Here is a 24,145-nt window from a genome sequence, read left to right as displayed (position 1 = left end):
CCACCCATCGCCAATAAGTCAAAATCGACACATAAAGACCGCAGGCGAGGCGTGGGGCTGACTGCGCGCGCCGGGGTGGCGCGGGGTCAGTGACAGGTTGTGGGATGATTGAGGCATGGGCAATATAAAAGGATGCGTAGGACGGCCAATGAGAGACTCATTGCGGTAGGCGGCTTGCAAGACGTCCAGATACTCCGACACATCGTAGATTATCTGATTGATATTCGGTTCGGCCAAGTGAAAGATCGCGCCTTCGCGAAAAGCTTTTTTCTGACAACCACACACGATAAAACTGGCTGCAGGCTGGCACGTTGTGAATAGCTAATGCTTACTTACTGACTCTAACAAAGCCAGACGATCCTTTGTCGGCAAAGTCATTAACAAGTTTTTAAGTAATGCGTGCTGGTCGTTTTTTGGCGGGCTGATGGTGCGACAGAAACCAAGGTCACACACAAAGGTGTGGCCGCAGTCCTGATTTTTACAGGCGCAATATAATTGCGTGAGTTTTGGATCTACCCTGTTGCTACTGGTGATAACTGCTCTGGACTCACATTTAACACAACGAATCATCATATCAAAAGGTCTGACTCAGTAAATTCTATTGTCAATTATATAAGCATAAACCTTAAAAATATAGCCCTCTGGCGTTTAACTATGGAGAAAAATTCAGCTTGAAAATTAAATTCTGCGCCCCTCAGATAGCCGAACAGTAAACGCCAGAAACATCTCCTACATCGACGTCAATGGGCTTTCGTAATAGACGGCTGATCTTTTCGATTTCGGCGAAAATTCTGATGTTCTCCGGAATCCCCCTGCCTGGATACGCCACAAACCGAACATATCATTGCGTCCTAAATTCTTGCTCCGCTCGAATTCATCTTTTGCCGCAATATCACGCCCACAGGGATAATCTGCACACACTTTTCCTTATCAGCCGAAATACTGCAAGAAAATAGAACAGAAGCTTTCGTTCCCCTTTGCTACGGTGCATCTGTTCCTTGTGCTGTTTTACAACTGCCGCCCTCAAGGTTGGATCACAGGTATAAAGGACATAGACTCTATAGGCCTCGCTACAGTAATAGTGGCAGCGGAACGGCGTACTATCTTCGACTAGCAATGCTAAATGAACGCCCCCAAGTATTGTGAGTAGGCGTAGATCTACTCTTGTTAACCATAATCGACAGAAACTCTCTGTATGCCGTGATCGTTCAGATAGCTGGAAAGCGGGTTATCTGCAGACGGAAGCTTCGATTAAGAGCATGTGAGCACTTAAAGTAAAGATTAAAATCGATGCTTTTAATTCACGGTTTGGAGCTTTGGAAGCATAAGAAAATCGTCAGTGGTCTTGACGCTGATACCTACTTCGCCCACGTATACATTTCCTGGGAGCGAGGCGTTGGCGAAAATATCAGCAGCGTTATCCGATATTATTCATATAATGAAGAGAGCTTTAACAAAACTTCAAATGATAAGATGCAAACTGTCATGGACAGACCCAGCAACCGCATCGTATAAACGAGGGGTGTTCGGCTCTCAAATGCGTTGTTTATGAGGTGGTGAGTGAATTTACTTACTGTATAATAAGACTGTAATTATTGTTTGAAACTAAATGGTCAAGAAAAACAGAAACGTGCGGATTCATTTTCCCAAGAAGTGGCTGTATCCTTTACATGGGCCTATGTAGTAACTTGGACATTATTCGGTGAATAGAAATTTCCCAAATTATTTTCGCTATTGGGGGAAAGCTGGTAAGTCAAGTAATGCCATAGATAGTTGCTTTCATCTATTGCCCTTCCACAGCCTGGACGTGGCGGCAGTAGGCTGGCAGATACTGGAACCAGGAGGGGAACTCTGCCTGAGGTTATCTCGCTCCTTGCGAGTCGAGCCAAACTGGCTGAGAAGCTGGTTCTGTTTCTTGCTTAGCTTGCATGACCTGGGCAAGTTTGCCCGCTCCTTCCAGGGAATGGTTCCAAATCTACCTTCCTATCTTGTTTCACCTGAGAACCGCGCCGATCATAGGATTCGACATGATTCACTAGGCTATGCTCTTTGGCAAAAGTATCTTACAGGGGAGCTGAGCGATTTATTCGACCGCCAATATCAAACGAAAATACGTAGATGGCTGGTGACGGTGTTTGGTCACCACGGCCAGCCGCCGGATAAGTCGATCACAAAGGCTGCAATAAACTGTTTTCTCGAAGAAGATAAGCAGGCGGCGACAAGTTTTGTGCGTGAAAGTTATGCACTTTTTGCTCCTCAAATTAAGCCTCTTATAAATATAGAAAGTACCGACTTTAAACGGCTCTCCTGGCAGTTGGCAGGAATTGCCGTATTGGCCGACTGGATCGGTTCGGACCGCCAACACTTCCCCTATCGCTCATCCCCTATGGCACTGCCCGAGTATTGGGAAGAGGTTGCTTTAAATAAAGCGCAAGATTCGGTAGAGCACTCCTTTCTCGACAAAGCAAGTGTTGAACCATTTGCCAGCATCCGACAGCAGTTTAACTTTATCAAGCAGCCTACACCTCTGCAGAAGCTGGCTGCAGAGGTTCCTCTTGGAGTAGATCCACAGCTCCTGATTTTGGAGGATGTGACAGGCGCGGGGAAAACGGAAGTAGCCATGGTGCTCTGTCATCGCCTGATGTCTCAGGGGTTGGCTAATGGCATTTTTGTGGGGTTGCCCACTATGGCCACCTCAAATGCCATGTACAGGCGCATGGCCGATAGCTACAAGGCACTCTATAAAAAACAAACCAACCCTTCTTTGGTGCTTGCCCACAGTGCACGAAAGCTAAATCAACAATTTGTCGAATCGATAATGCTATCTGAGCAACAGCGGGATATTCAGCATGACCGTGAGGATGGCACCGCAAGCGCCTACTGCAACCAATGGTTGGCGGATAGTCGAAAAAAATCCCTACTCGCTGAGGTAGGAGTTGGCACCATTGATCAGGCGCTGCTGGGCATTTTGCCGGCGCGGCACCAATCGCTGCGCCTTTTGGGGTTGAGTTGCAAGGTATTGTTGGTTGATGAGGTACATGCTTTCGACCCCTATATGCGGCAACTTTTGGCAGTACTGATCCGAGCCCACGCAGCCCAGGGCGGCAGCTGTATATTGCTGTCGGCAACGCTGCCACAAAAATTCAGGAAAAAACTACTCTGTGCATTTGCCGAGGGCAGCCAGGCGGAGGGGTCTGTTCAGCTGAACAGGACAGAGTATCCGTTATTCACGCTTCAGGATGCTTCAGGGCTGCGTGAAATTCCTGTGAATACCCGGGAAGCCGTCAGGCGGTATGTTGCGGTGGAGCGGCTTGCTGATGAAGAGCAGGCCCTTGAACTTATTGCCAGTCTTAGCGGAGAAGGGCATTGTGTCTGTTGGATTCGCAATAGTGTTAAGGATGCACACCGAGCGTATGAGCGTTTGCTCCGCACTGAGGGTATTCGTTCTGAAAAGCTAGACCTTTTCCACAGCCGATATGCGATGATTGATCGCCGTGAAATTGAGACAGCAGTGCTGGAAAAATACGGGAAAACATCCACAGGCCGGCATCGCCAAGGCCGAATTTTACTGGCTACCCAGGTGGTGGAGCAGAGCCTGGACCTGGATTTTGATGTGCTGATCAGTGACCTTGCACCTATAGACTTGCTGATCCAGCGCGCGGGTCGCTTGCAGCGGCATGTTCGGGATACTGACGGCAAGCCCCTGGACGCAGGTGAAGAGCAGCGGGCGCAGCCCCGTCTCTATCTTCTCACCCCGGATGCCCGTCAAGTTCACTCATCGGATTGGCTGGCAAGCTGCCTGCCGGCTTCTCAGGCGGTTTATCCCAATGTGGGTGAGCTCTGGCGCGCTGCATTGATTCTGCAGGAGCGTGGGGGTTTCCGCATGCCTGAAGATGCACGGTTGCTTGTGGAGAGTGTTTATGGTGCGCAGGCAAGGGAAATTCCTGAACCCCTACGGCAGAGAAGCTTGACTGCTGAGGGCGAAGCAAAGTCTCAGCATAGCATGGGCATTTTTAATGCTCTGGCACTGGAGTGTGGCTATTGCCGGAAAAGTGCGGCCAACAGCGGCGGCTGGGATGAGGATGTGAATATTCCCACACGCCTGGGGAGGGAAACGGTTACGGTGGCACTTGTCAGGGTGGAGGGCGACCAGCTGTTGCCCTATGCGCAAAATGAAAAAGATGCCTGGCACTTGAGCCAGCTTAGTTTACCTGTAGAAGAGTGGCGTAAGGTTGAGCCACTGATACCGGCAAAGTGGCAAGTAGAAATTCAGCGAATGCGGCGCCAAATACCCGCTTTGAAGTGGGTAGCGCTGCTGCCTTTAATTGCAAATATTAGAAGCGTCTACTGCCCAGTAAAGGGATGGGGATAAACCCTATCCAATAATGGATAGGGTGCCCTGCGAGAGCAGGGAAGCGGAGTGTGTAACAAGTGTGTACACGGTTCAACTACGCGAGTGCGTAGAACGGGGTCAATTTAGCCTATGTCGTATTTATCTACCTCTCTTAACAAGTTATTAACCTATTTTTTGAATTATAAGGCATTTCTTTTAAGTGTGTACACTTTACTTTTCAATTTTCCTCCTTATTATGGCGTGAGTCACAAGGAAATCAGGAGAAGTGTATGCAGATTGAAAAATTGGTTGCAGAGTTGAACAAGTTATCACCCTCTTCGAGCGCATTAGTTGCGTTAGTTTTAGTTTTCTCAATTGTTCTTATGTGTAAAGTTCTTTAAGGACAGGCCGACAGAAAGATCTTTTATTCAACAAAGTCACGATATCCATCTAATTGCTGTGTACTTTCTCGTTATAAGGTTCTCTGAAAGGGAGAAAAGATGAACTTAATTCAGGACCCCTGGCTGCCAATCATTCGGCAGAATGGGTTGAGGGAAAAAATAGCCCCCTGGCAGATTGCCGAGCGGGACAACCCGGTAGTGGATATCGCCACAGTGCGCCCGGATTTTCGCGGTGCCCTATATCAGTTTTTGATCGGGTTGTTACAAACGGCATTCGTCCCTGAAGATACCGAAAGCTGGGGGGAGTTCTGTCTTGAGCCTCCACCATCAGAACGACTCAAAGCACAGCTTGAAAGCTACGCCGATGCCTTTGAATTAATAGTGCCTTCTGGCCCCGCCTTTATGCAGGATCTGCAGCTCGCCCAGGGAGAAGTAAAGCCCATTGCGACTCTGCTTATTGAAGCGCCCGGCAATAAAACCTGCAAAGACAACCTGGATCATTTTGTAAAGCGTCACCAGGTACAGGGTATCTGTCCCAGCTGTGCCGCCAGCGCGCTTTTTACCCTGCAAATCAATGCACCCTCGGGTGGATCGGGGCACAGAACCAGCCTGCGCGGTGGCGGCCCCTTGACCACTTTGTTGCTGCCCGCCCAGGCGCACAGTAGCCTATGGAGCAAGCTCTGGCTAAATACGCTCCCGGAAGAGGAGCTGGCTTCGAGACCGGATAGCAACGATAGCAATGTTTTTCCCTGGCTGGCTCCCACCCGCCTTTCTGATAAGACCGGAACCCCCACGTTTCCCGAGGATACCCACTCTCTGCAAATGTATTGGGCCATGCCCCGCAGGATTCGTCTTAACCTCGACGCACTGCCTATTGGCCCCTGTGATCTCTGTGGAGAGGACTCCGTAGAACGCATCAGCCACTTTATCACCAAGAATTACGGGATCAACTACGAGGGCCCCTGGCTGCATCCCCTGACCCCTTACCGTCATGATCCCAAGAAAAAGAACCCACCACTCAGCCTAAAAGGACAGCAGGGTGGCTTGGGCTACCGTCATTGGCTCAGTTTGCTGTGGAAAGATGCGTCCAATGGGGATCAGGCCAGCAAAGTCGTCAATCATTTTAACGAGGAGTACGGAGAGGTGCTCGAAGTACTGGCTGGAGATTCCGATCAGCGACTGTGGAGCTTTGGCTATGACATGGACAATATGAAAGCCCGCTGTTGGTATGAACAACAGATGCCGGTGATACATGTCCATAAGAGTTACCGGGAACAGTTTATCCAGTTGGTGGGGCAGCTAGTACAGGCAGCAAAAGAGGTAGTCAAAGAGCTGCGCTATGGTGTCAAAACCGCTTGGTATGCCAGCCCCAAGGAGGCCAAGGGGGATTTTTCCTTGATTGATCAACATTTCTGGCAAGAAACAGAAGTGGAATATTACCGGCTGCTGAAGCTATTGTCACAACCACCGACAGAGCCCCCGTTTCTGCCTGCGCAAGTTGCCGGTGACTGGGCCCGGACGCTCCGGCACTCCGCTAAAAATGTATTTGACCACTGGGTGCTGGACGGCGTTGCCGAGGATATGAATATGAAGCGTATCACCAAAGCGCGCCGATTATTAAAAGGTAAGCTGCAACGGTTAGGCAGCTTAAAAGCACTGGATAGTGCCGCTAAAGTTGAGCAACGGGAGGGAGTGTGATGGCAGGGTATCAATATCTCAACAGGGAGGAGGTCAGAAGATTGCGCGACTGGCACACTGGACTCAATGATAAGGGCGGTCACGGAGACAGGGCGCGATTGCGACGCGCGGTGGAGCCCATGGATGTCGTGCCCACCCCGACGTTTGTCCGCTTTTTGCAGGCCATGCCAGAGTGCTGGCAGAATAATGGAGATATTCCGCTTGAGGATGCCGCATTGGTGGCGACCCTGGTTGCCCATGTAAAGACGGATAAGCCGAGTGCCCCACCCAAGTCCTTTGCCCATTACCTGGCTACCTCCCGGGAGGGTAGTAGCAAACCGGCAATGAGCGAGTTGCGTTTTTCCCAGCTGCAGAAGAGTCGCGACCTCACAGATTTTTACCGACGTTTGGTGCGGGCTTTGGCTCTCTTGAAAGGGGATGTGGATATCGCCGCCCTGGCCAATGATCTATTGCACTGGCAGCGGGAAAGGCGCACCACACCAACCCGGCGCGTACAGGATCGTCTGGCCGTGCGCTGGGCCTCTGATTATTACGCCGGTTTAACTGAGTAATAACAGGCCACTGAATGGGTTTCCGGGTGATACGGCAGAGGCTGCTACCGATGCCGGTCACAAACAGGTACGCGTTCCTGAACCGCCTGCTTCCGAGGATTGTGCTTTTACCAAGGTAAAGACCCTGGGAGGCTTCGTCAGTGGTGTTACCACTGTCTCTGCAAGGTAACTCCCTGGCCTTCCGTTAAACCTGCGAAAAGAAAACGGAAGTAAGAAAAATGGTCGAATTTATCGTATCAAAACAAGGAGAGAATCATGAGCCGTTTTATTCAACTGCATCTGCTGACCGCCTACCCGCCAGCCAATCTCAACCGTGATGACCTGGGACGGCCGAAAACTGCCAAAATGGGGGGCTGTGATCGCCTGCGTATCTCCTCTCAGAGTTTAAAGCGCCACTGGCGCACTTCGGAATTGTTCCAGCAAGCTCTGGGTAAAGAGATTGATTTGCTCGGCACCCGCAGCAAGCGCCAGGGCATCGTGGCCTATGAGAAGTTGCTTAACCTGGGCGTAGCCGAGAAGAAAGCAAAACAGTGGGCACAAAAAATTGCCGAACAGTTCGGCAAATTGAAAAAACCAGACAAAAACGACCCCAGCGCGGACCTGGAAATTGAACAGTTGGTTCACCTCAGTGTTGCCGAGCAAAAGAGTATTGATGATCTTTTACACACGCTGGCAAAAGAGGCTCGTGAGCCAGAAAAAGCCGACCTGGATCTCTTGCGTCATGACAACATGGCAGTGGATATTGCCCTGTTCGGTCGTATGCTCGCCGCCAAGCCCAGTCACAATGTGGAGGCCGCCTGCCAGGTAGCCCATGCGCTGTCGGTGCATTCGGTAGTCATTGAGGACGATTACTTTACCGCGGTGGATGACCTCAATGACCGCAGCGAAGATGCCGGCGCGGCGCACTTGGGGGAAGCGGGATTTGCCGCGGGACTCTTCTATTCCTATCTCTGTATTAACAAGGAACAGTTGATCGACAGCCTGGGGGGGGATAAGGGGCTGGCTGACCGTGCCGTTGCGGCTCTGACAGAAACGGCTCTCAAGGTATCTCCCACTGGCAAGCAAAATAGTTATGCCAGTCGCGCCTATGCTTCCTATGCACTGGCCGAGGCCGGTGACCAGCAACCGCGCGCCCTCACCGCCGCCTATTTAAAACCCGTGGATCGCGATAGCGAAGACTACGCCCAGGAAGCCATCAATGCCCTACAAAAGCAGCTGCAGAATTTTGACAAGGTGTATGGCCTCTGCGCAGACAGCCGTTATACCCTGAATGCCGTGAGTGGAGATGGCAGCCTGCAGGAACTGCTGGCTTTTGTCAGCGAATAGGGGGCGGCATGGAATACTTGGTATTTCGCCTCTACGGCGCCATGGCGTCCTGGGGGGAAGTGTCGGTCGGTGAATCCCGGCACAGTGCCCACTATCCGGGGAAATCCGCGATTACGGGGCTGCTGGCGGCGGCATTGGGTATTGAGCGGGTGCAGGAAGCGCTGCAATTGGAACTGGTAAACGGCTACCGCCAAGCGGTGAAGGTATTGAGCCGGGGCACTCTGGCAAAGGATTACCATACGGCCCAGGCTCCGGATAGCGTCGGCAAATTCCTTTATCGCACCCGCCGTGATGAACTGGTGGTGGGTCGCGAACGCCTGGGTACCATTCTGTCCCAGCGGGAATACATTGCCGATGCCCAAGCACTGGTGGCCATTAAGGCTATGGCGCAGGCACATTGGCCCCTGGAGGACTTGGCCCAGGCATTGGCCCGCCCCAAATTTCATCTCTATTTGGGACGCAAGGCCTTCCCCCTGTCCGCGCCTACTGCCGCACAGCGGATCAATGCGGACAATTTCCGTGGGGCCTTCGAGGGATACCAACTTCCCGACCTGCTCAACTACCATCCCGAACGGGCGCGGCAGCCGCGCTGGCTGCCTGCGGATGCACACAGCCAGTATTACTGGGAGGGCGACATCGAGGAGTTTTCCGCAGAAGACGAACAGTTTTCTGCCAAGGCAGTGCAGCAGCTTAACCGCCTGGATGAGCCACTTTCCCGCAAGCGCTGGCAATTCCAACCGCGCCTGGAAAACTACTGGCAGTCATAAGGAAGCGGCAATGTATCTATCCAGAATTCAACTGTCCTCGGGCCTCGCTGTGCAGGCACAGCTCGCCACCCTGCTGAAAAATAACAGCTACGGTATGCACCAGATGCTGTGGGAATTGTTTAGAAGCGACGAACGCTTTCTGTTTCGCGAGGAGTCCGCGCGTGAGCAGCTTCTGAGTGAACGCAACCAGCCGGTGTTCTTCCTCCTCTCTCGTGAAAAACCGGCAGAGCAGAGCCCGTTGTTTAATGTAGAAACCAAGCTTTTTAGACCGAATCTACAGCAGGGAGACCGGCTGACATTCCGCCTGCGTGCGAATCCCACCATCTCGCGCAAGCCGGCTGGTGGCGGCCGCAGCAAGCGCCACGATGTACTGATGGATGCCCAATACCACTGGCTGCGGGACCAGTGCGGCAACCACTCGTTGGATCAAAGTGGCGGTAAGGGGGAGTTGAAACAGCGCTTGCTCAATACACAGCCGGGCCTCTATGCCTCTGGACAAATGGAGGCACAACTTCAAGAGGTCTCCCAGGCGGCCGCGCACCACTGGTTGATCGACAGGGGCCCCCGTATGGGCTTCGATATCCTTTCTTCCAAACTGCAAAGTTATGGTTATCGTTGGAATATCCTGCCGAAAAAAGATCGCGCTGCTGGATTCAGCTCTGTGGATTATTGCGGCGAACTTCTGGTGACCGAGCCCGAGACTTTTCTGCAGAGAGTTTATGCCGGTATTGGCCCGGCCAAGGCATTCGGTTGTGGCCTGATGTTGATACGGCGCATTTAGCAGGCGTGGAGCTGTAGCAGAAATGTCGTGGATGCCTCTAAAGCCCATACCGATCAAGGAACGTCTGTCAATGATCTTCGTTTATTTCGGCCGTATCGATGTGCGTGATGGCGCCTTTGTGGTGATAGACGAGGTTCACGGTGAGCGCAAGCATATTCCCGTGGGGTCAGTGGCCTGCATTATGCTGGAACCCGGTACGCGCGTCAGTCATGCCGCAGTCAAGCTGGCCGCTGCCACCGGCACTTTGCTGATTTGGGTGGGGGAAGCCGGGGTGCGGCTCTACTCCGCAGGACAACCCGGCGGTGCCCGCTCAGACAAGCTGCTTTATCAGGCACAACTGGCACTGGATGACGGCCTGCGCCTAAAAGTGGTGCGACGCATGTTTGAATTGCGCTTTGGCGAGCCTGCACCGGAGCGGCGCAGTGTGGACCAATTACGTGGTATCGAGGGCGCACGGGTACGTAAAACGTACCAGCTATTAGCCAAACAGTACGGGTTGGATTGGCGCGGCAGAAAATATGATCCCAAGGACTGGGCCAAGGGGGATGTTGCCAATCGATGTCTGAGCGCTGCCACTTCCTGCCTGTACGGGGTCACCGAAGCGGCAATTCTCGCTGCTGGTTATGCTCCCGCTATCGGCTTTCTCCACTCCGGCAAGCCGCTGTCATTCGTTTACGATATTGCCGATCTGTTTAAATTTGAAACCGTGGTTCCCCTCGCTTTCCGTATTGCCGCACGCAACCCAAAGCAATCCGACAGAGAAGTGCGTATCGCCTGCAGGGACAGTTTTCGCGAGATTCAGTTGTTGAAAAAATTGATTCCGGCCATTGAGGATGTACTTGCCGCTGGCGATATCGAGAAGCCGCAACCACCTGAAGATGCGCAGCCAGCGGCGATTCCCGAGCCGGAATCCCTCGGAGATGAAGGACACAGAAGCGGCTGACAGGAGAAGCTATGAGTTTTCTGGTAGTGGTAACTGAGGCTGTGCCCCCAAGGCTGCGCGGGCGCCTGGCAATCTGGCTGCTGGAGGTGCGTGCCGGCGTCTATGTGGGTGATGTTTCCCGACGGGTGCGCGAAATGATCTGGCAGCAGGTGCAAGGGCTTGCAGAAGACGGTAATGTTGTTATGGCCTGGGCCACCAATACAGAATCGGGGTTTGATTTTATCGCCTACGGCAAAAATCGCCGCACCCCAATCGACTACGATGGCTTGAGGTTGGTGTCTTTTATGCCGGAAAATAAGCAAAAAAGCGCCACATAGCAGGAAGAAAAACATGCCAATCAATTGGTAAATTCTTGCCGGCTCTAAAAGTTCTTTAAAAACAAGTAGTTGTAATTAGAGTGTTCCCCGCATACGCGGGGCTAAACCGTCACCGCACAGTCAATGGGGCGCAGGTTGAACGTGTTCCCCGCATACGCGGGGCTAAACCGCCTCAACGACCTAGACACATTTGAGAGCGCTGGTGTTCCCCGCATACGCGGGGCTAAACCGCGGCCATGAGAAAGAATGCCGCCCACGTAATCGTGTTCCCCGCATACGCGGGGCTAAACCGCGTTTTGGCTCTCGTCTTCAATCTCAGCATTTGTGTTCCCCGCATACGCGGGGCTAAACCGGTGGCCCCTGGGCGTCTCGAACACACCCAGGAGTGTTCCCCGCATACGCGGGGCTAAACCGGCAGGCGGGCCTGCGGCGAAGCGGGAAATATGGTGTTCCCCGCATACGCGGGGCTAAACCGGCAATGGACACAATATGGAACCCCAAATTTACGTGTTCCCCGCATACGCGGGGCTAAACCGGGGGTAGTTTCTTAGCGCGTTTTAACTAGGTCGTGTTCCCCGCATACGCGGGGCTAAACCGCGTTTTGGCTCTCGTCTTCAATCTCAGCATTTGTGTTCCCCGCATACGCGGGGCTAAACCGATAGGCAGATGGACATCGAAGAGGTTTAGGAGGTGTTCCCCGCATACGCGGGGCTAAACCGGTCAGCTAGTTAGCAATTCTTGCTCTCTCGACGTGTTCCCCGCATACGCGGGGCTAAACCGGTTGGCGGGTGGTCAAACTCCTCAACCAGATCGTGTTCCCCGCATACGCGGGGCTAAACCGCAGGCGGAGAGGCTGAGGAACGGAGAGAGCGTGTGTTCCCCGCATACGCGGGGCTAAACCGACAGGTCGTATGTGGGGATACCTGGGAGATTGGTGTTCCCCGCATACGCGGGGCTAAACCGGCCCGCGAGAGGTACGAACTCTCCGAGCCGGTGTGTTCCCCGCATACGCGGGGCTAAACCGCGAAGCGGCCCTTTATTTTGGATACCTGTCACGTGTTCCCCGCATACGCGGGGCTAAACCGGCACGAGGCACCTCCCCTGCATCTGCTGGCAAGTGTTCCCCGCATACGCGGGGCTAAACCGCTTGATATCGGCGGCGTACTACGCCGTCTGCGGTGTTCCCCGCATACGCGGGGCTAAACCGGCTACACTCTACCCTGCCACTCGCTGCCACTCGCTGCCACTCGTGTTCCCCGCATACGCGGGGCTAAACCGGTAATGCCGGCCTGCTTGCCGCCCTGGAGTGCGTGTTCCCCGCATACGCGGGGCTAAACCGCACTTCCTGGCCGCGCAACTTCTCGTAATACGGTGTTCCCCGCATACGCGGGGCTAAACCGGTTTTGGCCCACGCGAGCCTCTGAGGTACACCGTGTTCCCCGCATACGCGGGGCTAAACCGTCATGGGTTGGGAATCTCTCGCGCAAAATACTGTGTTCCCCGCATACGCGGGGCTAAACCGTCGCCGTGTGAATAGCACATGGCGTACCACTGGTGTTCCCCGCATACGCGGGGCTAAACCGCTTCAACAGGGCTGGCCAATCAAGATGACCTGGTGTTCCCCGCATACGCGGGGCTAAACCGAAGGCGATGATGCGACCACTGCGGATTTATCTGTGTTCCCCGCATACGCGGGGCTAAACCGGTTTTAGGCACTGTCTTTTTGACAGTAGTCGCGTGTTCCCCGCATACGCGGGGCTAAACTGGTGGGGGGCCAATTGGAATGGTTCCGTGGAAGTGTTCCCCGCATACGCGAGGCTAAACCAGAGATTGAATGGAGACACAACCACAACAGAGGGTGTTCCCCGCATATCCCGACTGCAAGGCCACATTCCCGAATAAGGGCGGTAAACCGGATTTTAATTCCAAACCAAAATCCGCCGGCAAGGCAACCGATTACACTTGTCCAGAATGCGAAAAGGGTAAGCGGGTCAAAAGAATAGGAAAACCGAAGAAAACGAAAAAGGCCTATAACTGGTATGGTTGTGACCAGTTTCCGACCTGCAAGGCTCGTTTTTTCGAGAAGGATGGCAAACCGGAAATCCCTGACAAAGAAGATGCGTGATCAGTTCGTTGCAGAAAACCTCTTTCTTATAGTGCAGGAAAGATATCAACTTCAGACAGGGTGTTGTACCTGATCTTAAACTTGGGGATGGGTATTCACAAAAATTACACAACCCAAGAGACAGGACAAGATCACTACCACCAGAAAATTTCAGATCTAATCCATTGTAAGATTTTGGCTGACACCACTTTGGTTATTTTTCGGTTTTGGCATATATTAATACCCTTAGTAGGTCATGCGATTAACTCTGTAACGATTGTTTTATTCGCTTGACCAAACTAGCAGATGATAAGAATACGAGTAATATAAATTTGTATTTACAATAATTACATAACTTTCTGCATGGTCCACTAGGGCGCACAAACATACGGATTCCTGCGCGCTGTTGGTAATGATGATTTGATCCAGACTACAGAGAACTCCCCTGAAGTGGTACAAGTAGTCTGACAGCGTCTGGTGCTGTGGCAGATAATCCTGGTTATGTCTAAAGGGACGACACCTGCAGAATGCTCAGGGGATAGTTGAATTTTTTTGACTTGTTGCTTGGCAAGGCTCTGTTGTTATTAGCTATCCCACAAACCGTCAAACTTGAATTTCATATTTCTTCATCACATAACAAAGCCAAGAGTATGGTCTCTTTCTGCTTCAGAAATAAAAAAAATAAAGTAATTCAATTAGTTACTTCACAGGTATGTATTGGCCTCTATACTTTTTGAACGTAAAAAAGGGGCAGCGATCACTCCTCCCCACGCCTGCCGGTTTTTGGCTTTCCTTTACTCCGTGAAATTGGAAAACACCGCAAACCCCCGCCAGCCGTGGGCTGTAGCGATTTTCTGGATTTCACAAAATGAACACTTTTGAAGATAAGTGAAGAGATTTTTCACAGGCCAAAATAGCTGAAAGCCAGTAACTGCGGGGTTTTCCGGACAGTGATGGAGTTTTGTATCTGACTTAATCAGTAGATGGAGCCGGCCACGAGCTTGCCGACGACCCCAGCACCAACATCGACGAACAGCGCCGCAACGCCCGCTGGGCCATCAGTAAAATCTTCAGCCTGGCCCGCTGCACTGTGCGCTGATCTGATGCGCGTGCGCGCCGGGGGCACCCTGGACGCCCTCTGCCACCGGCACCTAGGGCGCACCGCCAGCGTGCTGGAACAGACCCAGGCACTCAACCCCCTTCTTGCGGAACTAGGGCCGGTACTGCCAATCGGCTCAGTGGTGACACTGCCGGAACCGGCTGACGCCGTGGCAAAATGTTCTCGAAACTGCGCACTGCCAGACAACTCAGGGTCCGCGCCACGGCGAATAGCATTACAGCTGGTTTCTTTGGCCGCACCGCCCGGGTGGCCAGGGTGCACCACTACGGCCTTCGGGAGCGAGGCATCCGCTACCCTGCCCGCGAGCTGGTGGAATTCAGTGCTGTCGATCAGGAACTGGTGCGGGATCTGTTGTTGCAATATCTGGCGGGCTGAGTCTCGCACGAGTTTCATAACTCCCTGTAGGGCTTGTCCTTACGCCCCTTAACTCATTATTAAAAGAGCATTGGCTCTGTTTGATCTGCCTTAGGAAAAGGCGTATTAGTTTGTGGGTATCCAGTTTTAGGAGAATAACCACAGGCACAACCTCCCCAAGCACATCGTTCCTGGGGAGATTGTGGCAACGGTTTTCACCTTGAGCCAGAACCATTGTTAATAGTCAAAATGGATCCGCCCCCAGCCCCCGGAGAGCTAATAAGAACTGGGAAAAGCCGGGTTATAGGTTTCAGGATCACTTTTGACCTCGGGTTTAACAGTTTTCTTGCCTTTGCAATCAAACCACACTATAGCGCCGCTATTGGTCGTGTTCTCCCAAGGTAGGTCATGTTTGTCGTCATCAATCAGTGACCGGTGCCCTGAGCCATGCCATACCGTATGCATATAGCCGCCAACGGCAATATTTTTAAAGCCGAAGTTTCCTAGCCATTTAGCCATTGCAGGAGCCACGGCAGTGCCTCCCGAACATGCCAGCAAACGAATTTTAAAGTGTCCCTTCGGCAATTTCGCCTGGATCCTCGTCGCCAGTTGCATACCGCTAAACCTCTGTTTTGGGTTTTGGAAGGCGCTGGCAAAAATATCTATGCCCTTACCGCTGTGGCCATCGATCACCAATGTGGACGAATTTTCAATGTACTTGAGATCTTCGATATTTTTAATAACAGTACAATTAGCTTTCTCTGCATACTTATCAAGGGCACTATCGGTGGAAGGTATCGGTGTATCAAAAGGGTCGAAATAATATTGCTTTCTTGACATAGTAACCTCCGGTTTGTCACTTGTTTGTTGGAGCGGGAACCCTGTCAAACTACGTCCTTGATTTATAAGAGTCAAGCTCTGAGAGCAATTGCGAATGTCATCTCAAGTACATAAATAAAACGGCCCTTCGTGGATTTGTGTGAATAATCAAATCGTCATATCCAGCTTCCCGCAGTAAAAATGGAAATCCATCGAACGACGCGGGAGCTGCTACTGAAATACCTATTGAGATGACGAAGATCGAGGCTATTCTCTTCTCGCTGCCATACGGATTACTTATTCGATGACCCCTTGATCACCTCCTTAATCAGGGGTGTGTATATGGATGTTTCAGACTTTGTGTTTATCAAGCCACTGTCACTGCGACTAAATAAAGACTGCAGCACCAAACTCCGCGACTCCGCATCAATTTTGTTCTCGTTTGTCAAGGACAGATAAAGATAGGTCAGTTGCTCACGCTCTTGTGCGTCCCGCATTAAATGAAAAGAGCTAAAGGTCAACCTTGAGACTGTCTTAATCAGAAAGGCAAACACGGCAATTCCAGTGCCGAACAGCAAGACGCCCTTTAGCGTATTCAATCTAACTCCAATTTCCTTCCCTAGCAGCCAGTTGTTGAAAAATTCAGAAAGATAGTAGAGCCCGAGAAAGATGAATAATGATAGCATTAGCATCCAAATAATACCTTGTATGCCATATTTTTTAGCTGCTTCATGCCAGTACTTCGCTGGCTTTGCTAGCCTAAGCTTTTCCCCATACTTTTTTTCCAGGTCCCCTATAAGCTGGGAAAATTTATCACGACGATCCTTTTGAGCCTTATCGTATTGTTCTTGCGCATCTAGCCTCCATTGATCAATGGCATAGTTGGATGTAGAGGCATCTAAAAATACTTGAGCCAAGTCATAATTACCCTCCTTGAATAGTTCAATATATCTGCCAGTAAACGAGTGAGCGCTCCACAAGAAGATGCGGTCCAATCGACGTAAAATTAAATTGTAAAACGCATCAAACCTATCTGCAACTGTAGGGTCGCTATCCCAGTTTGGGTTATTTATCAGATCCTCAATGTTATCTACATTACCTTTAAAAATGTCAGTTTGATAATATGGATTTAGTCTGCAATTTTGTACTTCTCTTTTTTCTTCGGTGGAATCACAGTGATTTTCCCAAAATTTCAGCTCTTTTTTAAGAAACTGATAAAGCTCACCGAGCCTGCCAAACTCAAACGTCTTCCCAGCTATATCCGTGAGACTTACTTGTATTTCGAAATCCACTATTTCTTCTTGCGTTGGGCTTTCTTGCATTTTTTCTTCCATTTCCATTGTCTTCAAGCTTCAGATGGCTTCACAAGCCATACTTTTTATCTCTGATAATGCAATAGTATCATTAATTTGGCTGCCCGGCTTTTAGCTGTTCGTGTATTATTATTCCGGCAATAAAATAAGTTATCTTAGTAATTTTTGGCATTACCCAGAATCTTAAACATTCAAAGAGAGGGTAATTCAGCATAGATATTCCGGAAACACCAAAAATGAGGATATTCCCAAGTGACTATGGTCGTTGAACAGATTGAGGGCTTTGCCCTGACAGGGCTTAGCGCTAGAACCAAGAATACGAATGAGGCAGATTCGAGTACAGCGAAAATTGCGCCGCTGTGGGATAAGTTTGGTACTGAAGCCGCCCCTAAATTGCGTGAGGCTAACAGGGTTTACGGGGTGTACACCAATTACGAGTCAGATCATACAGGCGAGTTTGATGTCTATGCCTGTTCGGACATGCTCTCCTCGGAGATGTCTGAGGATTTTAAACCGGTTCACATAAAGTCCGGCAAGTACCTCTTATTTACTTGTCAGGGGGAGATGCCACAGGTGGTTATCGACCTTTGGAGCAGGATTTGGAGGTATTTCTCAGCGCGAGACTGCCCCCATCAGCGTACTTATACCACCGATTTTGAGTACTATATCGGCCCCAATGAGGCTCAAATAGCGATTTCCATCAAGTAGTGTTTCTTTCTAGCTCCACTACTGCGAACCCCGCCCCCTTGTAGCTGACACCGATACAAGCCCGCCTGACTGTGGCCATGTCGGAGCTCGCGCACCATCGCGGGCATAGCCAATACTTTTACCGCTGTCGATCTCTCCCGGCTGCCTGAGCCGACCGTTGTAGAAGCACTCGATTTCAAGTCCATCTTCAGCACTATGCTGTCCGTCCTGCAGGACCGCGATCCCAACTTCGAGGCCCTGACCGAAGCAGACCCCGCCTATAACATTCTGGAGGTGGCCGCCTACCTGGCTGAACTGTGTGAGCAGACTCCTGGTGCTTCCAATGTGCGGAGTTGCGCGCGGATTGCTGCCGACCATGCTCATCGCCGTAAGTTGCTGGCCACCCTGGATGAGGTCAGCAAAGCCGCTTACTCCGCGCCAATCCGGCCTGTGGCAGAGATTATCGGCGAGTGCCAATCCAGCCTGTCCGACCTGGAGCGCGCCGGTGATACTGGTATCGACCCCGAGGGGTTGGATGGGGCAGCCAAAGAGGTTCTGCAGGACTGGAACCGGCTAGAGACCGGAGAGCGGATCAAGCGGGTACACACCGGTTGGGATTGTATCGATTGCTGTTGGAAAGGGCTGCGTGGTGATGAATTGGTAATCCTTGCTGGCACCACTGGTACAGGAAAAACCGTGTTTGCCATGCAGGTGGCTGCGCACAATGCGCTCAACGGTAATCGTGCTCTGGTTTTTTCTTTGGAAATGAGCCGCCGGGAACTTTACCGCCGGCTGGTGGGCATGATTGGGCGCATCCCCATAGGAATCGTCGGCTCCGACAACCCCGATGATCGCAAAGACTTCTACGCCCAGCACAGCCAGGGCCTGACCTATGTCGTAAGCAAACTCAAAGGCATAGATATGAGGGTGGACGACCAGGGTGCGCTGCACATCAATCAAATTGCCCGCCGTGCCCGCCGTGAACACCGCAAGAGCCCGTTGTCATTGATCGTAGTGGATTACCTGCAGTTGGTGCGTGGCGATGGCCTGAGCCGGGAGCGGGAAGTGGCTGGCGTCTCTGCCGCGCTCAAGGCATTGGCAAAGGAGTTGGATATACCAGTGTTGGCACTGTGCTAGTTCAATCGTGAAGCGGCCAAAGGTGGCCGACCCAGCATGTCCCAGTTGCGTGATTCCGGCTCCATCGAGCAGGACGCCGATATCGTGGCGCTGCTGTACCGGGAGGACAAAGATAATTTTGATTCCCTGAACCCCGGCCTGGTGGAAGTGATCACTGCCAAGCACCGCCGTGGAGAACCAGGGATCGACAGCCTCAAAGCCAAGCTCAACCAGTTCCGCATGGATGTATGGACGGCGGAGGTACACCAGGATGAGCCGCTAAAGGAGTTTCGGCAATTTACTGGTTAATCGACACAGGGGGAGAGATGGTCAATGAAATCAGCATTCGCGAGCGCCTGTGGGAGTGGTCCAGAGCTTATCCTGAGCGTGCAGGGGATGGCCCCGTATGGCGGCATTTGGCCGAAGGGTGATCTCAGGACATAGGAAGGGCCCGGTACCGATAGATTACGAGAGGGCAGCCCTCACGGATGCTGCAGTATTGGCCTACCTGAATGTGATAGCCAGGCGTCAGGACAAGGAGAAAGCTGCGCTGGAGAGGAAGGTTTTTTGGTTACGGTATTACTATCGGTGGGAGATGCAGGATATATGCAGGAAGGTTGGTCAAAGCAAAAGCTGGGTAATTAATATGTGCAAAGTCATCGAGGGAACGGTGGAGGCACTTTATTTGGCGGAGAATGCTGCATAACTGTATTTAAATACAGTCATTGGTTATTGACGGTGTACACGTCTACACACTAATCTATGCGAAGCTGCCGAAGTTGTGTGCAGATATCATCCTGAATAACCGGCCAGGTGCCGGTTTTTTTGCATGAAATTTAGGATCAATAGTTAATTATTGACCAGTCTTTCGATATTTTCCATAATTACACAATATTACACGTCATGAAGGCGTATAGATTACCATGAATAAATCATATATCTTCTGAATACGATATTTTTAAGTAGGCACAACGAAAATGCGTAAAGTTGTAATATTTGACAAAGCTAAAAAATGGTGGCATGAAAGCCCTGATTTAGACTTATTAAATGCACAAATAGCAGAAATAGAAAATGATAATTGGGCAGTGGTTTCTGTAACAGCCAATACAAATCTGTTTGGAATGATCTCTTCATTTACAATATTAATAGAATCAGCTGATAGTTAACACATAACAAGGAGCGATAGTGCGACGCCCAAACACCCACTTCGCGTCTGTTTGGGCGCTCCTGCACCTGGCGGGCCGTTTGCCCGTAGGCTGATATGTCTCCCTAGTGGGTATGGAAGTTGTACCAACCCCCCTTATCAATTCTTAGTTCGCTCAGTGCGGGCTTTTTTGTTTCTGGTAATCCAATGCTTAAAAACGCCTACTTCACGGAAGCGGAGTTACTCTACCGTTGTTGCGGGAAACTCCACTTCTCAGACGATACGCTGCGCCGATTGATCAGGGTGAGGGAGCGGTTCAATAAGAAGATGGTAATCAACTCCGGTTACCACTGTCCGGCACACTGCGCCAGGATCGGCTCCACCATGACACACACTACCGGTCAGGCTGTGCGTGTATCAGTTTCTGGTGGGCGTGCCTATGAGCTGCTGGGTGCCCTGGATATAGCACGCCAGGTGCGCGAGGAAATCGAAAAGCTGCAACGGGAACAAGCGGCAAGCCGCCGCGCCAGTCTCGGCGATTACGACTGAGGGCAAAAAAAATGATGATGAGTCTGGGCCTGTTCGCATTTTCCCTGTCCTCCGCCGCCTATCAGGACCTGCAGCGGCAAACCGCCTGGCGTCACGCCAGCAGTGAACGTATCGCGCCCGCGCCGCCACCCAGTTTCTCGGTCCCGGTGATGACACCATTACTTTAAGCGGATTAATTGCCCCGGATCTCACCGGCGATCCCGCCTCCCTGGATTCCCTGCGGGAGATGGCGGAACAGGGCCAACCCTGGTCCCTGGTAGACGGCAATGGCAACGTCCACGGTGCCTGGGTGATTGAATCCCTGCAGGAAACCCGCAGTCTGTTTTTTGCCGACGGCACCGCACGGAAAATAGAATTTCGGTTGCAGCTGAAACAGGTGGACGGCCAGGGCGCATGAGCAGCCACCGCACGCCCGCCTGGCGCTGCCCAACCGGGGCGCCGAGCTTACCGTTGCCCTCGGTTGGCAGGGCGGCGCACTGGTGGACAAGGGGAAATTCCGCGTGGACGAACTCGAACATAGCGGCGCCCCGGATCGCCTGATGCTGCGCGCCCGCAGTGCCGACCTCACCACCGCCATGCGCAAACGCCGCGAACGCAGTTGGGACCAGACCACCCTCGGCGAGCTTTTGAAAACCATTGCCGGCGAACACGGGCTGACCCCGCGCATTGCCGCCGACCTGGCCCGGATAACCACCTCCCACCTGGACCAGACCGAGAGCGATGCCAACCTCTTACCAGTGTTGGCATTGTGCCAATTCAACCGAGAAGCAGCCAAAGGTGGCCGACCCAATATGTCCCAGCTACGGGATTCCGGCTCTATTGAACAGGATGCCGATATCGTGGCGCTGCTGTACCGGGAGGATAAAGATAATTTTGATTCCTTAAACCCCGGACTGGTGGAGGTGATCACTGCCAAGCACCGCCGTGGTGAGCCGGGCATCGACAACCTCAAAGCCAAGCTCAACCAGTTCCGCATGGATGTATGGACGGCGGAGGTACACCAGGCTGAGCCGCCGAAGAGATTCCGGCAATTTGTTGGTTAATCGAGATAGAGGAAAAGATGATCAATGAAATCAGCATTCGCGAGCGCTTGTGGGAGTGGTCCAGAGCCTATCCTGAACGTGCGGGGGATTCAGTGAGCTGGCCCCGTATGGCAGCATTTGGACGAAGGATGCTATCAGGGCGCAGGGAGAGCCCGGAGTCGATAGATTACGAGAGGGCAGCCCTCACGGATGCCGCAGTGTTAGCTTACCTAAATGTGATTGCCAGGCGCCAGGACAAGGAGAAGGCCGCGCTGGAGAGGAAGGTTTTTTGGTTGCGGTATTACTACCGGTGGGAAATGCAGGATGTGGCCAGAAAGGTCAAAAAGTCAAAGCCCTGGGTTGAAAAAATGTGTCAAATTGTTGAAGCAACGGTGGAAGCTTTCTTTTTGTCGCAAAATGCCGCATAACTGTATTTAAAAACAGCCTGTATGTATTGACACCATACGTCCATATGGACTAACTTTGTATAAGCTGTCGCGAAGTATGCGCAGCGGGACCATACCCCCCTTTGAAAGCCCCGCCTGATTGATCCGGTGGGGCTTTTTTATGCATACAAATCGGTCGTCTGGTAAGAGATACCGCTTCTGTGGATGAAACGCCCCGCTGCTTGCTAAAAGACAGGGAGCGTTTTAACCAGTGCCTATATCAGGCATCTCCGATAAAAAGGGGATCTATCGATCAATAGGATGGGGATCTACGACTACATGAGGCCCAGCTTGGATATCAGTTTCTGTTTGCATAATAACTTTCTCCATTTTCGTGCTAAGAAATTTCAATTTTGATAACGACTGCTCCATGAGGAAGCAGTCGTTTTAAAAGGCGAGGGAGCACTTTAACAAAAGTTTATATTAGAACTCCTATCCTTTGATAGCCGCCAGAGTCAACTAGAACCAGGAGCGTCAGGGTCAACGTGTGCGCGAGGCCCAGCTTGGATATCAGTTTCTGTTTGCATAATAACTTTCTCCATTTTCGTGCTAAGAAATTTCAATTTTGATAACGACTACTTCATGAGAAAGCAGTCGTTACGGGGGAACTATTCCCCAGATGAAACGCCCTATCTATCAATAGGAAAGGGATCTACGACTACATGAGGCCCAGCTTGGATATCAGTTTCTGTTTGCATAATAATTTTCTCTTTTTGTTTATCGAGTGAAAAGTATCCGGTAATCAAAAAATTTTGTCAAATGCTGGGAGTTTCAGCTTATCTTCATTCCTAACCCGCCTAGTGCGGGCTTTTTCGTTTCTGGTAATCCAATGTTTGACAACGACTACTTCACAGAAAGGGAGTTGTCCTGCCGTTGCTGTGGTAAGAACCACTTCTCGGATGACACGCTGCACCGGTTAATTCGAGTGAGGAAGCGCTTCAACAAGCCGATGGTGATCACCTCCGGCTATCGCTGCCAGGCCCACTGCGCCAGGATCGGATCGACCATGACACACACTACCGGTCAGGCTGTGGATGTATCAGTTTCTGGTGGGCGTGCCTATGAGCTGCTGGGGATCGCGCTGGAGGAAGGCTTTACCGGCATTGGCGTAAAGCAGCATGGTCCACACAAGGGCCGATTCCTGCACCTGGACGATCTTGGAGCTATTCCGGGCAAGCGTGACGGCCCCACAGTCTGGAGCTACCCAAGGTAGGGCGTATGGAGGGGCTCACTGTTAGGGCTGGAGATGCTCAAGGAAACAAAGTGAACCTGCGTAAGATCTCCTTATAACTATATGATTTTAATAAGGATTTTTTGTGGTTGGCGCAGAATTGATTTCGAAGACATAATCAGGATAATAGCGGACACGATGATTAGTATATAAATGTTATGAGCTGCTAAACCCATGAAGTTAACTTATATCTTAACTATTCTTGCTTTTGGCTTATTAGGATGTTCTGCTAATGGACCAATATATCAGGAACATACACAATCACTAAAAGATTCATCAGTGGTTTATATCTACCGCCCATCAAGGGCCATTAACTGTTGCGTAGCACCAGCTGTATATATTAATGGTGAAAGTTCAGGCTCACTTAAAAATGGTGGTTATTTAGTATATGAACTCCCAGCAATGAAGCATGAAATTACTGTTGGGGATGGAAGCAATGGGTTTGAACCATTAACCTATAATAAAAGCCTCAAAAAAAATGAATCGTACTATCTGAAATGGGTTATTGGTTCTGTTGAAGAGCTGAATCTTCCAGCTTTGTATGCACCAAGAAATTATTATCTAGTTGAAGTTAAAGCGGATGATGCACAAATCGATTTAAAGAAACTCAAGCTATCTCGCCCATAACAAGGCACAGCATTGCTTCCGAGACAGTAATCAGGATAATAGTGGTCACGGCGACCACTATATAAATGTTTACCCTACGAGAGAGAACATGACTCCGACTACTTCCATGGCACTATTTATATCAATGGTTGTTCTAGCCTTGATACCGGGGCCTGGAGTATTAACCGTCACCGCAAGATCAACGTCCGCAGGTTTGCGCCACGGTTTGTTTACTACTGCAGGCATCGTTACAGGTGATTTCGTCTTTATAATTCTTGCACTACTTGGCTTGGCAACTCTTTCAAATGTGCTCGGTGAGTTATTCTTCGTCATCAAATATCTAGGTGCAGCCTATTTAATATGGCTGGGTATATCAATACTCTCATCAACTCCAAATACTAGTGCTGGCAGGGCTATTAATGCGCCAAGACACACTGCCCGCTTTGCGGCTGGTCTCATCACAACTCTAAGCAATCCAAAAGCTATTTTGTTCTACCTTAGCTTTTTTCCTGCATTC

At 51.1% G+C, this 24,145-nt stretch carries 24 protein-coding genes, 2 pseudogenes and 1 CRISPR repeat array; of the genes and pseudogenes, 22 read left to right on the top strand and 4 right to left on the bottom strand.

What is annotated here, in order from left to right; genetic code table 11:
• Positions 1–18: 18 nt before the first annotated feature.
• Together Q1A48_RS16080 and Q1A48_RS21890 are read right to left on the bottom strand one after the other, a co-directional pair.
• A complete protein-coding gene (locus tag Q1A48_RS16080) occupies positions 19–237 on the bottom strand; it encodes a hypothetical protein (RefSeq protein ID WP_299946915.1) in 219 nt (72 codons plus the stop codon).
• A gap of 84 nt (positions 238–321) precedes the next feature.
• Positions 322–570 (bottom strand): ogr/Delta-like zinc finger family protein, encoded by a 249-nt coding sequence (locus Q1A48_RS21890; RefSeq protein ID WP_366523427.1) that lies wholly within the window; start codon positions 568–570, stop codon positions 322–324.
• 1,132 nt (positions 571–1,702) lie between these two features.
• Between Q1A48_RS21890 and cas3 the strand changes: the two genes are divergently transcribed.
• From cas3 to Q1A48_RS16030, 10 genes and pseudogenes are all read left to right on the top strand, one after another.
• Entirely contained in the window at positions 1,703–4,372 is a 2,670-nt protein-coding gene (cas3, locus tag Q1A48_RS16075) for a CRISPR-associated helicase Cas3' (RefSeq protein ID WP_299946914.1), read from the top strand.
• Positions 4,373–4,833: 461 nt separating this feature from the next.
• On the top strand, positions 4,834–6,432 hold the full coding sequence (gene casA, locus Q1A48_RS16070) for a type I-E CRISPR-associated protein Cse1/CasA (RefSeq protein ID WP_299946912.1): 1,599 nt from the start codon (positions 4,834–4,836) through the stop codon (positions 6,430–6,432).
• Positions 6,432–6,983 carry a type I-E CRISPR-associated protein Cse2/CasB gene (gene casB, locus Q1A48_RS16065; RefSeq protein WP_299946910.1) on the top strand — a complete coding sequence of 184 codons (552 nt, stop codon included), beginning with the start codon at positions 6,432–6,434 and terminating at the stop codon, positions 6,981–6,983. Before casA ends, casB begins: the two co-directional genes overlap by 1 nt.
• A gap of 255 nt (positions 6,984–7,238) precedes the next feature.
• Complete coding sequence (cas7e, locus tag Q1A48_RS16060; protein ID WP_299946907.1) at positions 7,239–8,309, top strand: type I-E CRISPR-associated protein Cas7/Cse4/CasC; 1,071 nt, start codon at positions 7,239–7,241, stop codon at positions 8,307–8,309.
• Between the two features lie 8 nt (positions 8,310–8,317).
• Entirely contained in the window at positions 8,318–9,076 is a 759-nt protein-coding gene (gene cas5e, locus Q1A48_RS16055; RefSeq protein ID WP_299946905.1) for a type I-E CRISPR-associated protein Cas5/CasD, read from the top strand.
• Positions 9,077–9,086: 10 nt separating this feature from the next.
• A complete protein-coding gene (gene cas6e, locus Q1A48_RS16050; RefSeq protein ID WP_299946903.1) occupies positions 9,087–9,857 on the top strand; it encodes a type I-E CRISPR-associated protein Cas6/Cse3/CasE in 771 nt (256 codons plus the stop codon).
• Between the two features lie 22 nt (positions 9,858–9,879).
• Positions 9,880–10,800, top strand: coding sequence for a type I-E CRISPR-associated endonuclease Cas1e (cas1e, locus tag Q1A48_RS16045; RefSeq protein ID WP_299946901.1), 921 nt, complete (start codon positions 9,880–9,882; stop codon positions 10,798–10,800).
• 11 nt (positions 10,801–10,811) lie between these two features.
• Positions 10,812–11,117 (top strand): type I-E CRISPR-associated endoribonuclease Cas2e, encoded by a 306-nt coding sequence (cas2e, locus tag Q1A48_RS16040; protein WP_299946899.1) that lies wholly within the window; start codon positions 10,812–10,814, stop codon positions 11,115–11,117.
• Positions 11,118–11,197: 80 nt separating this feature from the next.
• A CRISPR array of direct repeats spans positions 11,198–13,004; the repeat unit is 29 nt; unit sequence GTGTTCCCCGCATACGCGGGGCTAAACCG.
• 1,200 nt (positions 13,005–14,204) lie between these two features.
• Positions 14,205–14,423: pseudogene (locus Q1A48_RS21885) on the top strand (tail protein X); the annotation flags it as partial.
• A gap of 74 nt (positions 14,424–14,497) precedes the next feature.
• The gene (locus tag Q1A48_RS16030; protein WP_299946897.1) at positions 14,498–14,716 is read left to right on the top strand and encodes a phage virion morphogenesis protein; all 219 of its coding nucleotides are present in this window, start codon (positions 14,498–14,500) and stop codon (positions 14,714–14,716) included.
• Positions 14,717–14,971: 255 nt separating this feature from the next.
• Here Q1A48_RS16030 and Q1A48_RS16025 read toward each other — a convergent pair whose 3' ends face one another.
• Together Q1A48_RS16025 and Q1A48_RS16020 are read right to left on the bottom strand one after the other, a co-directional pair.
• On the bottom strand, positions 14,972–15,535 hold the full coding sequence (locus Q1A48_RS16025; RefSeq protein ID WP_299946895.1) for a hypothetical protein: 564 nt from the start codon (positions 15,533–15,535) through the stop codon (positions 14,972–14,974).
• Positions 15,536–15,807: 272 nt separating this feature from the next.
• The gene (locus Q1A48_RS16020) at positions 15,808–16,848 is read right to left on the bottom strand and encodes a DUF6161 domain-containing protein (RefSeq protein ID WP_299946893.1); all 1,041 of its coding nucleotides are present in this window, start codon (positions 16,846–16,848) and stop codon (positions 15,808–15,810) included.
• A gap of 237 nt (positions 16,849–17,085) precedes the next feature.
• On the opposite strand from Q1A48_RS16020, the gene Q1A48_RS16015 reads away from it, so the two are divergent.
• From Q1A48_RS16015 to Q1A48_RS15960, 12 genes and pseudogenes are all read left to right on the top strand, one after another.
• The gene (locus Q1A48_RS16015) at positions 17,086–17,535 is read left to right on the top strand and encodes a GyrI-like domain-containing protein (RefSeq protein WP_299946891.1); all 450 of its coding nucleotides are present in this window, start codon (positions 17,086–17,088) and stop codon (positions 17,533–17,535) included.
• 195 nt (positions 17,536–17,730) lie between these two features.
• Positions 17,731–18,939: pseudogene (locus tag Q1A48_RS16010) on the top strand (DnaB-like helicase C-terminal domain-containing protein).
• Positions 18,940–19,036: 97 nt separating this feature from the next.
• Positions 19,037–19,336, top strand: coding sequence for a hypothetical protein (locus Q1A48_RS16005; RefSeq protein WP_299946889.1), 300 nt, complete (start codon positions 19,037–19,039; stop codon positions 19,334–19,336).
• Between the two features lie 271 nt (positions 19,337–19,607).
• The gene (locus Q1A48_RS16000) at positions 19,608–19,796 is read left to right on the top strand and encodes a hypothetical protein (RefSeq protein WP_299946887.1); all 189 of its coding nucleotides are present in this window, start codon (positions 19,608–19,610) and stop codon (positions 19,794–19,796) included.
• A 185-nt stretch (positions 19,797–19,981) separates the two neighbouring features.
• A complete protein-coding gene (locus tag Q1A48_RS15995) occupies positions 19,982–20,323 on the top strand; it encodes a D-Ala-D-Ala carboxypeptidase family metallohydrolase (protein WP_299946885.1) in 342 nt (113 codons plus the stop codon).
• A gap of 11 nt (positions 20,324–20,334) precedes the next feature.
• Positions 20,335–20,490: a phage tail protein gene (locus Q1A48_RS15990; RefSeq protein ID WP_299946883.1), complete on the top strand. Its 156-nt coding sequence runs from the start codon at positions 20,335–20,337 to the stop codon at positions 20,488–20,490.
• Complete coding sequence (locus tag Q1A48_RS15985; RefSeq protein ID WP_299946955.1) at positions 20,481–20,720, top strand: phage tail protein; 240 nt, start codon at positions 20,481–20,483, stop codon at positions 20,718–20,720. The genes Q1A48_RS15990 and Q1A48_RS15985 overlap by 10 nt, the downstream gene beginning before the upstream one ends.
• Before the next feature lie 103 nt (positions 20,721–20,823).
• On the top strand, positions 20,824–21,366 hold the full coding sequence (locus Q1A48_RS15980; protein WP_366523426.1) for a DnaB-like helicase C-terminal domain-containing protein: 543 nt from the start codon (positions 20,824–20,826) through the stop codon (positions 21,364–21,366).
• Positions 21,367–21,383: 17 nt separating this feature from the next.
• Positions 21,384–21,773 carry a hypothetical protein gene (locus tag Q1A48_RS15975; protein ID WP_299946881.1) on the top strand — a complete coding sequence of 130 codons (390 nt, stop codon included), beginning with the start codon at positions 21,384–21,386 and terminating at the stop codon, positions 21,771–21,773.
• Between the two features lie 847 nt (positions 21,774–22,620).
• Positions 22,621–23,004, top strand: a complete 384-nt coding sequence (locus tag Q1A48_RS15970) for a D-Ala-D-Ala carboxypeptidase family metallohydrolase (RefSeq protein WP_299946878.1) — start codon at positions 22,621–22,623, stop codon at positions 23,002–23,004.
• A 192-nt stretch (positions 23,005–23,196) separates the two neighbouring features.
• Positions 23,197–23,649, top strand: coding sequence for a DUF2846 domain-containing protein (locus tag Q1A48_RS15965; RefSeq protein WP_299946875.1), 453 nt, complete (start codon positions 23,197–23,199; stop codon positions 23,647–23,649).
• A gap of 88 nt (positions 23,650–23,737) precedes the next feature.
• A partial coding sequence (locus Q1A48_RS15960; protein WP_299946872.1) for a LysE family translocator occupies positions 23,738–24,145 on the top strand: 408 nt, incomplete at its 3' end.

Origin of the sequence: uncultured Microbulbifer sp., from assembly GCF_947489355.1 — a bacterium.
Taxonomy (GTDB): domain Bacteria; phylum Pseudomonadota; class Gammaproteobacteria; order Pseudomonadales; family Cellvibrionaceae; genus Microbulbifer.
This window is presented reverse-complemented; position numbering and strand designations above follow the sequence as displayed.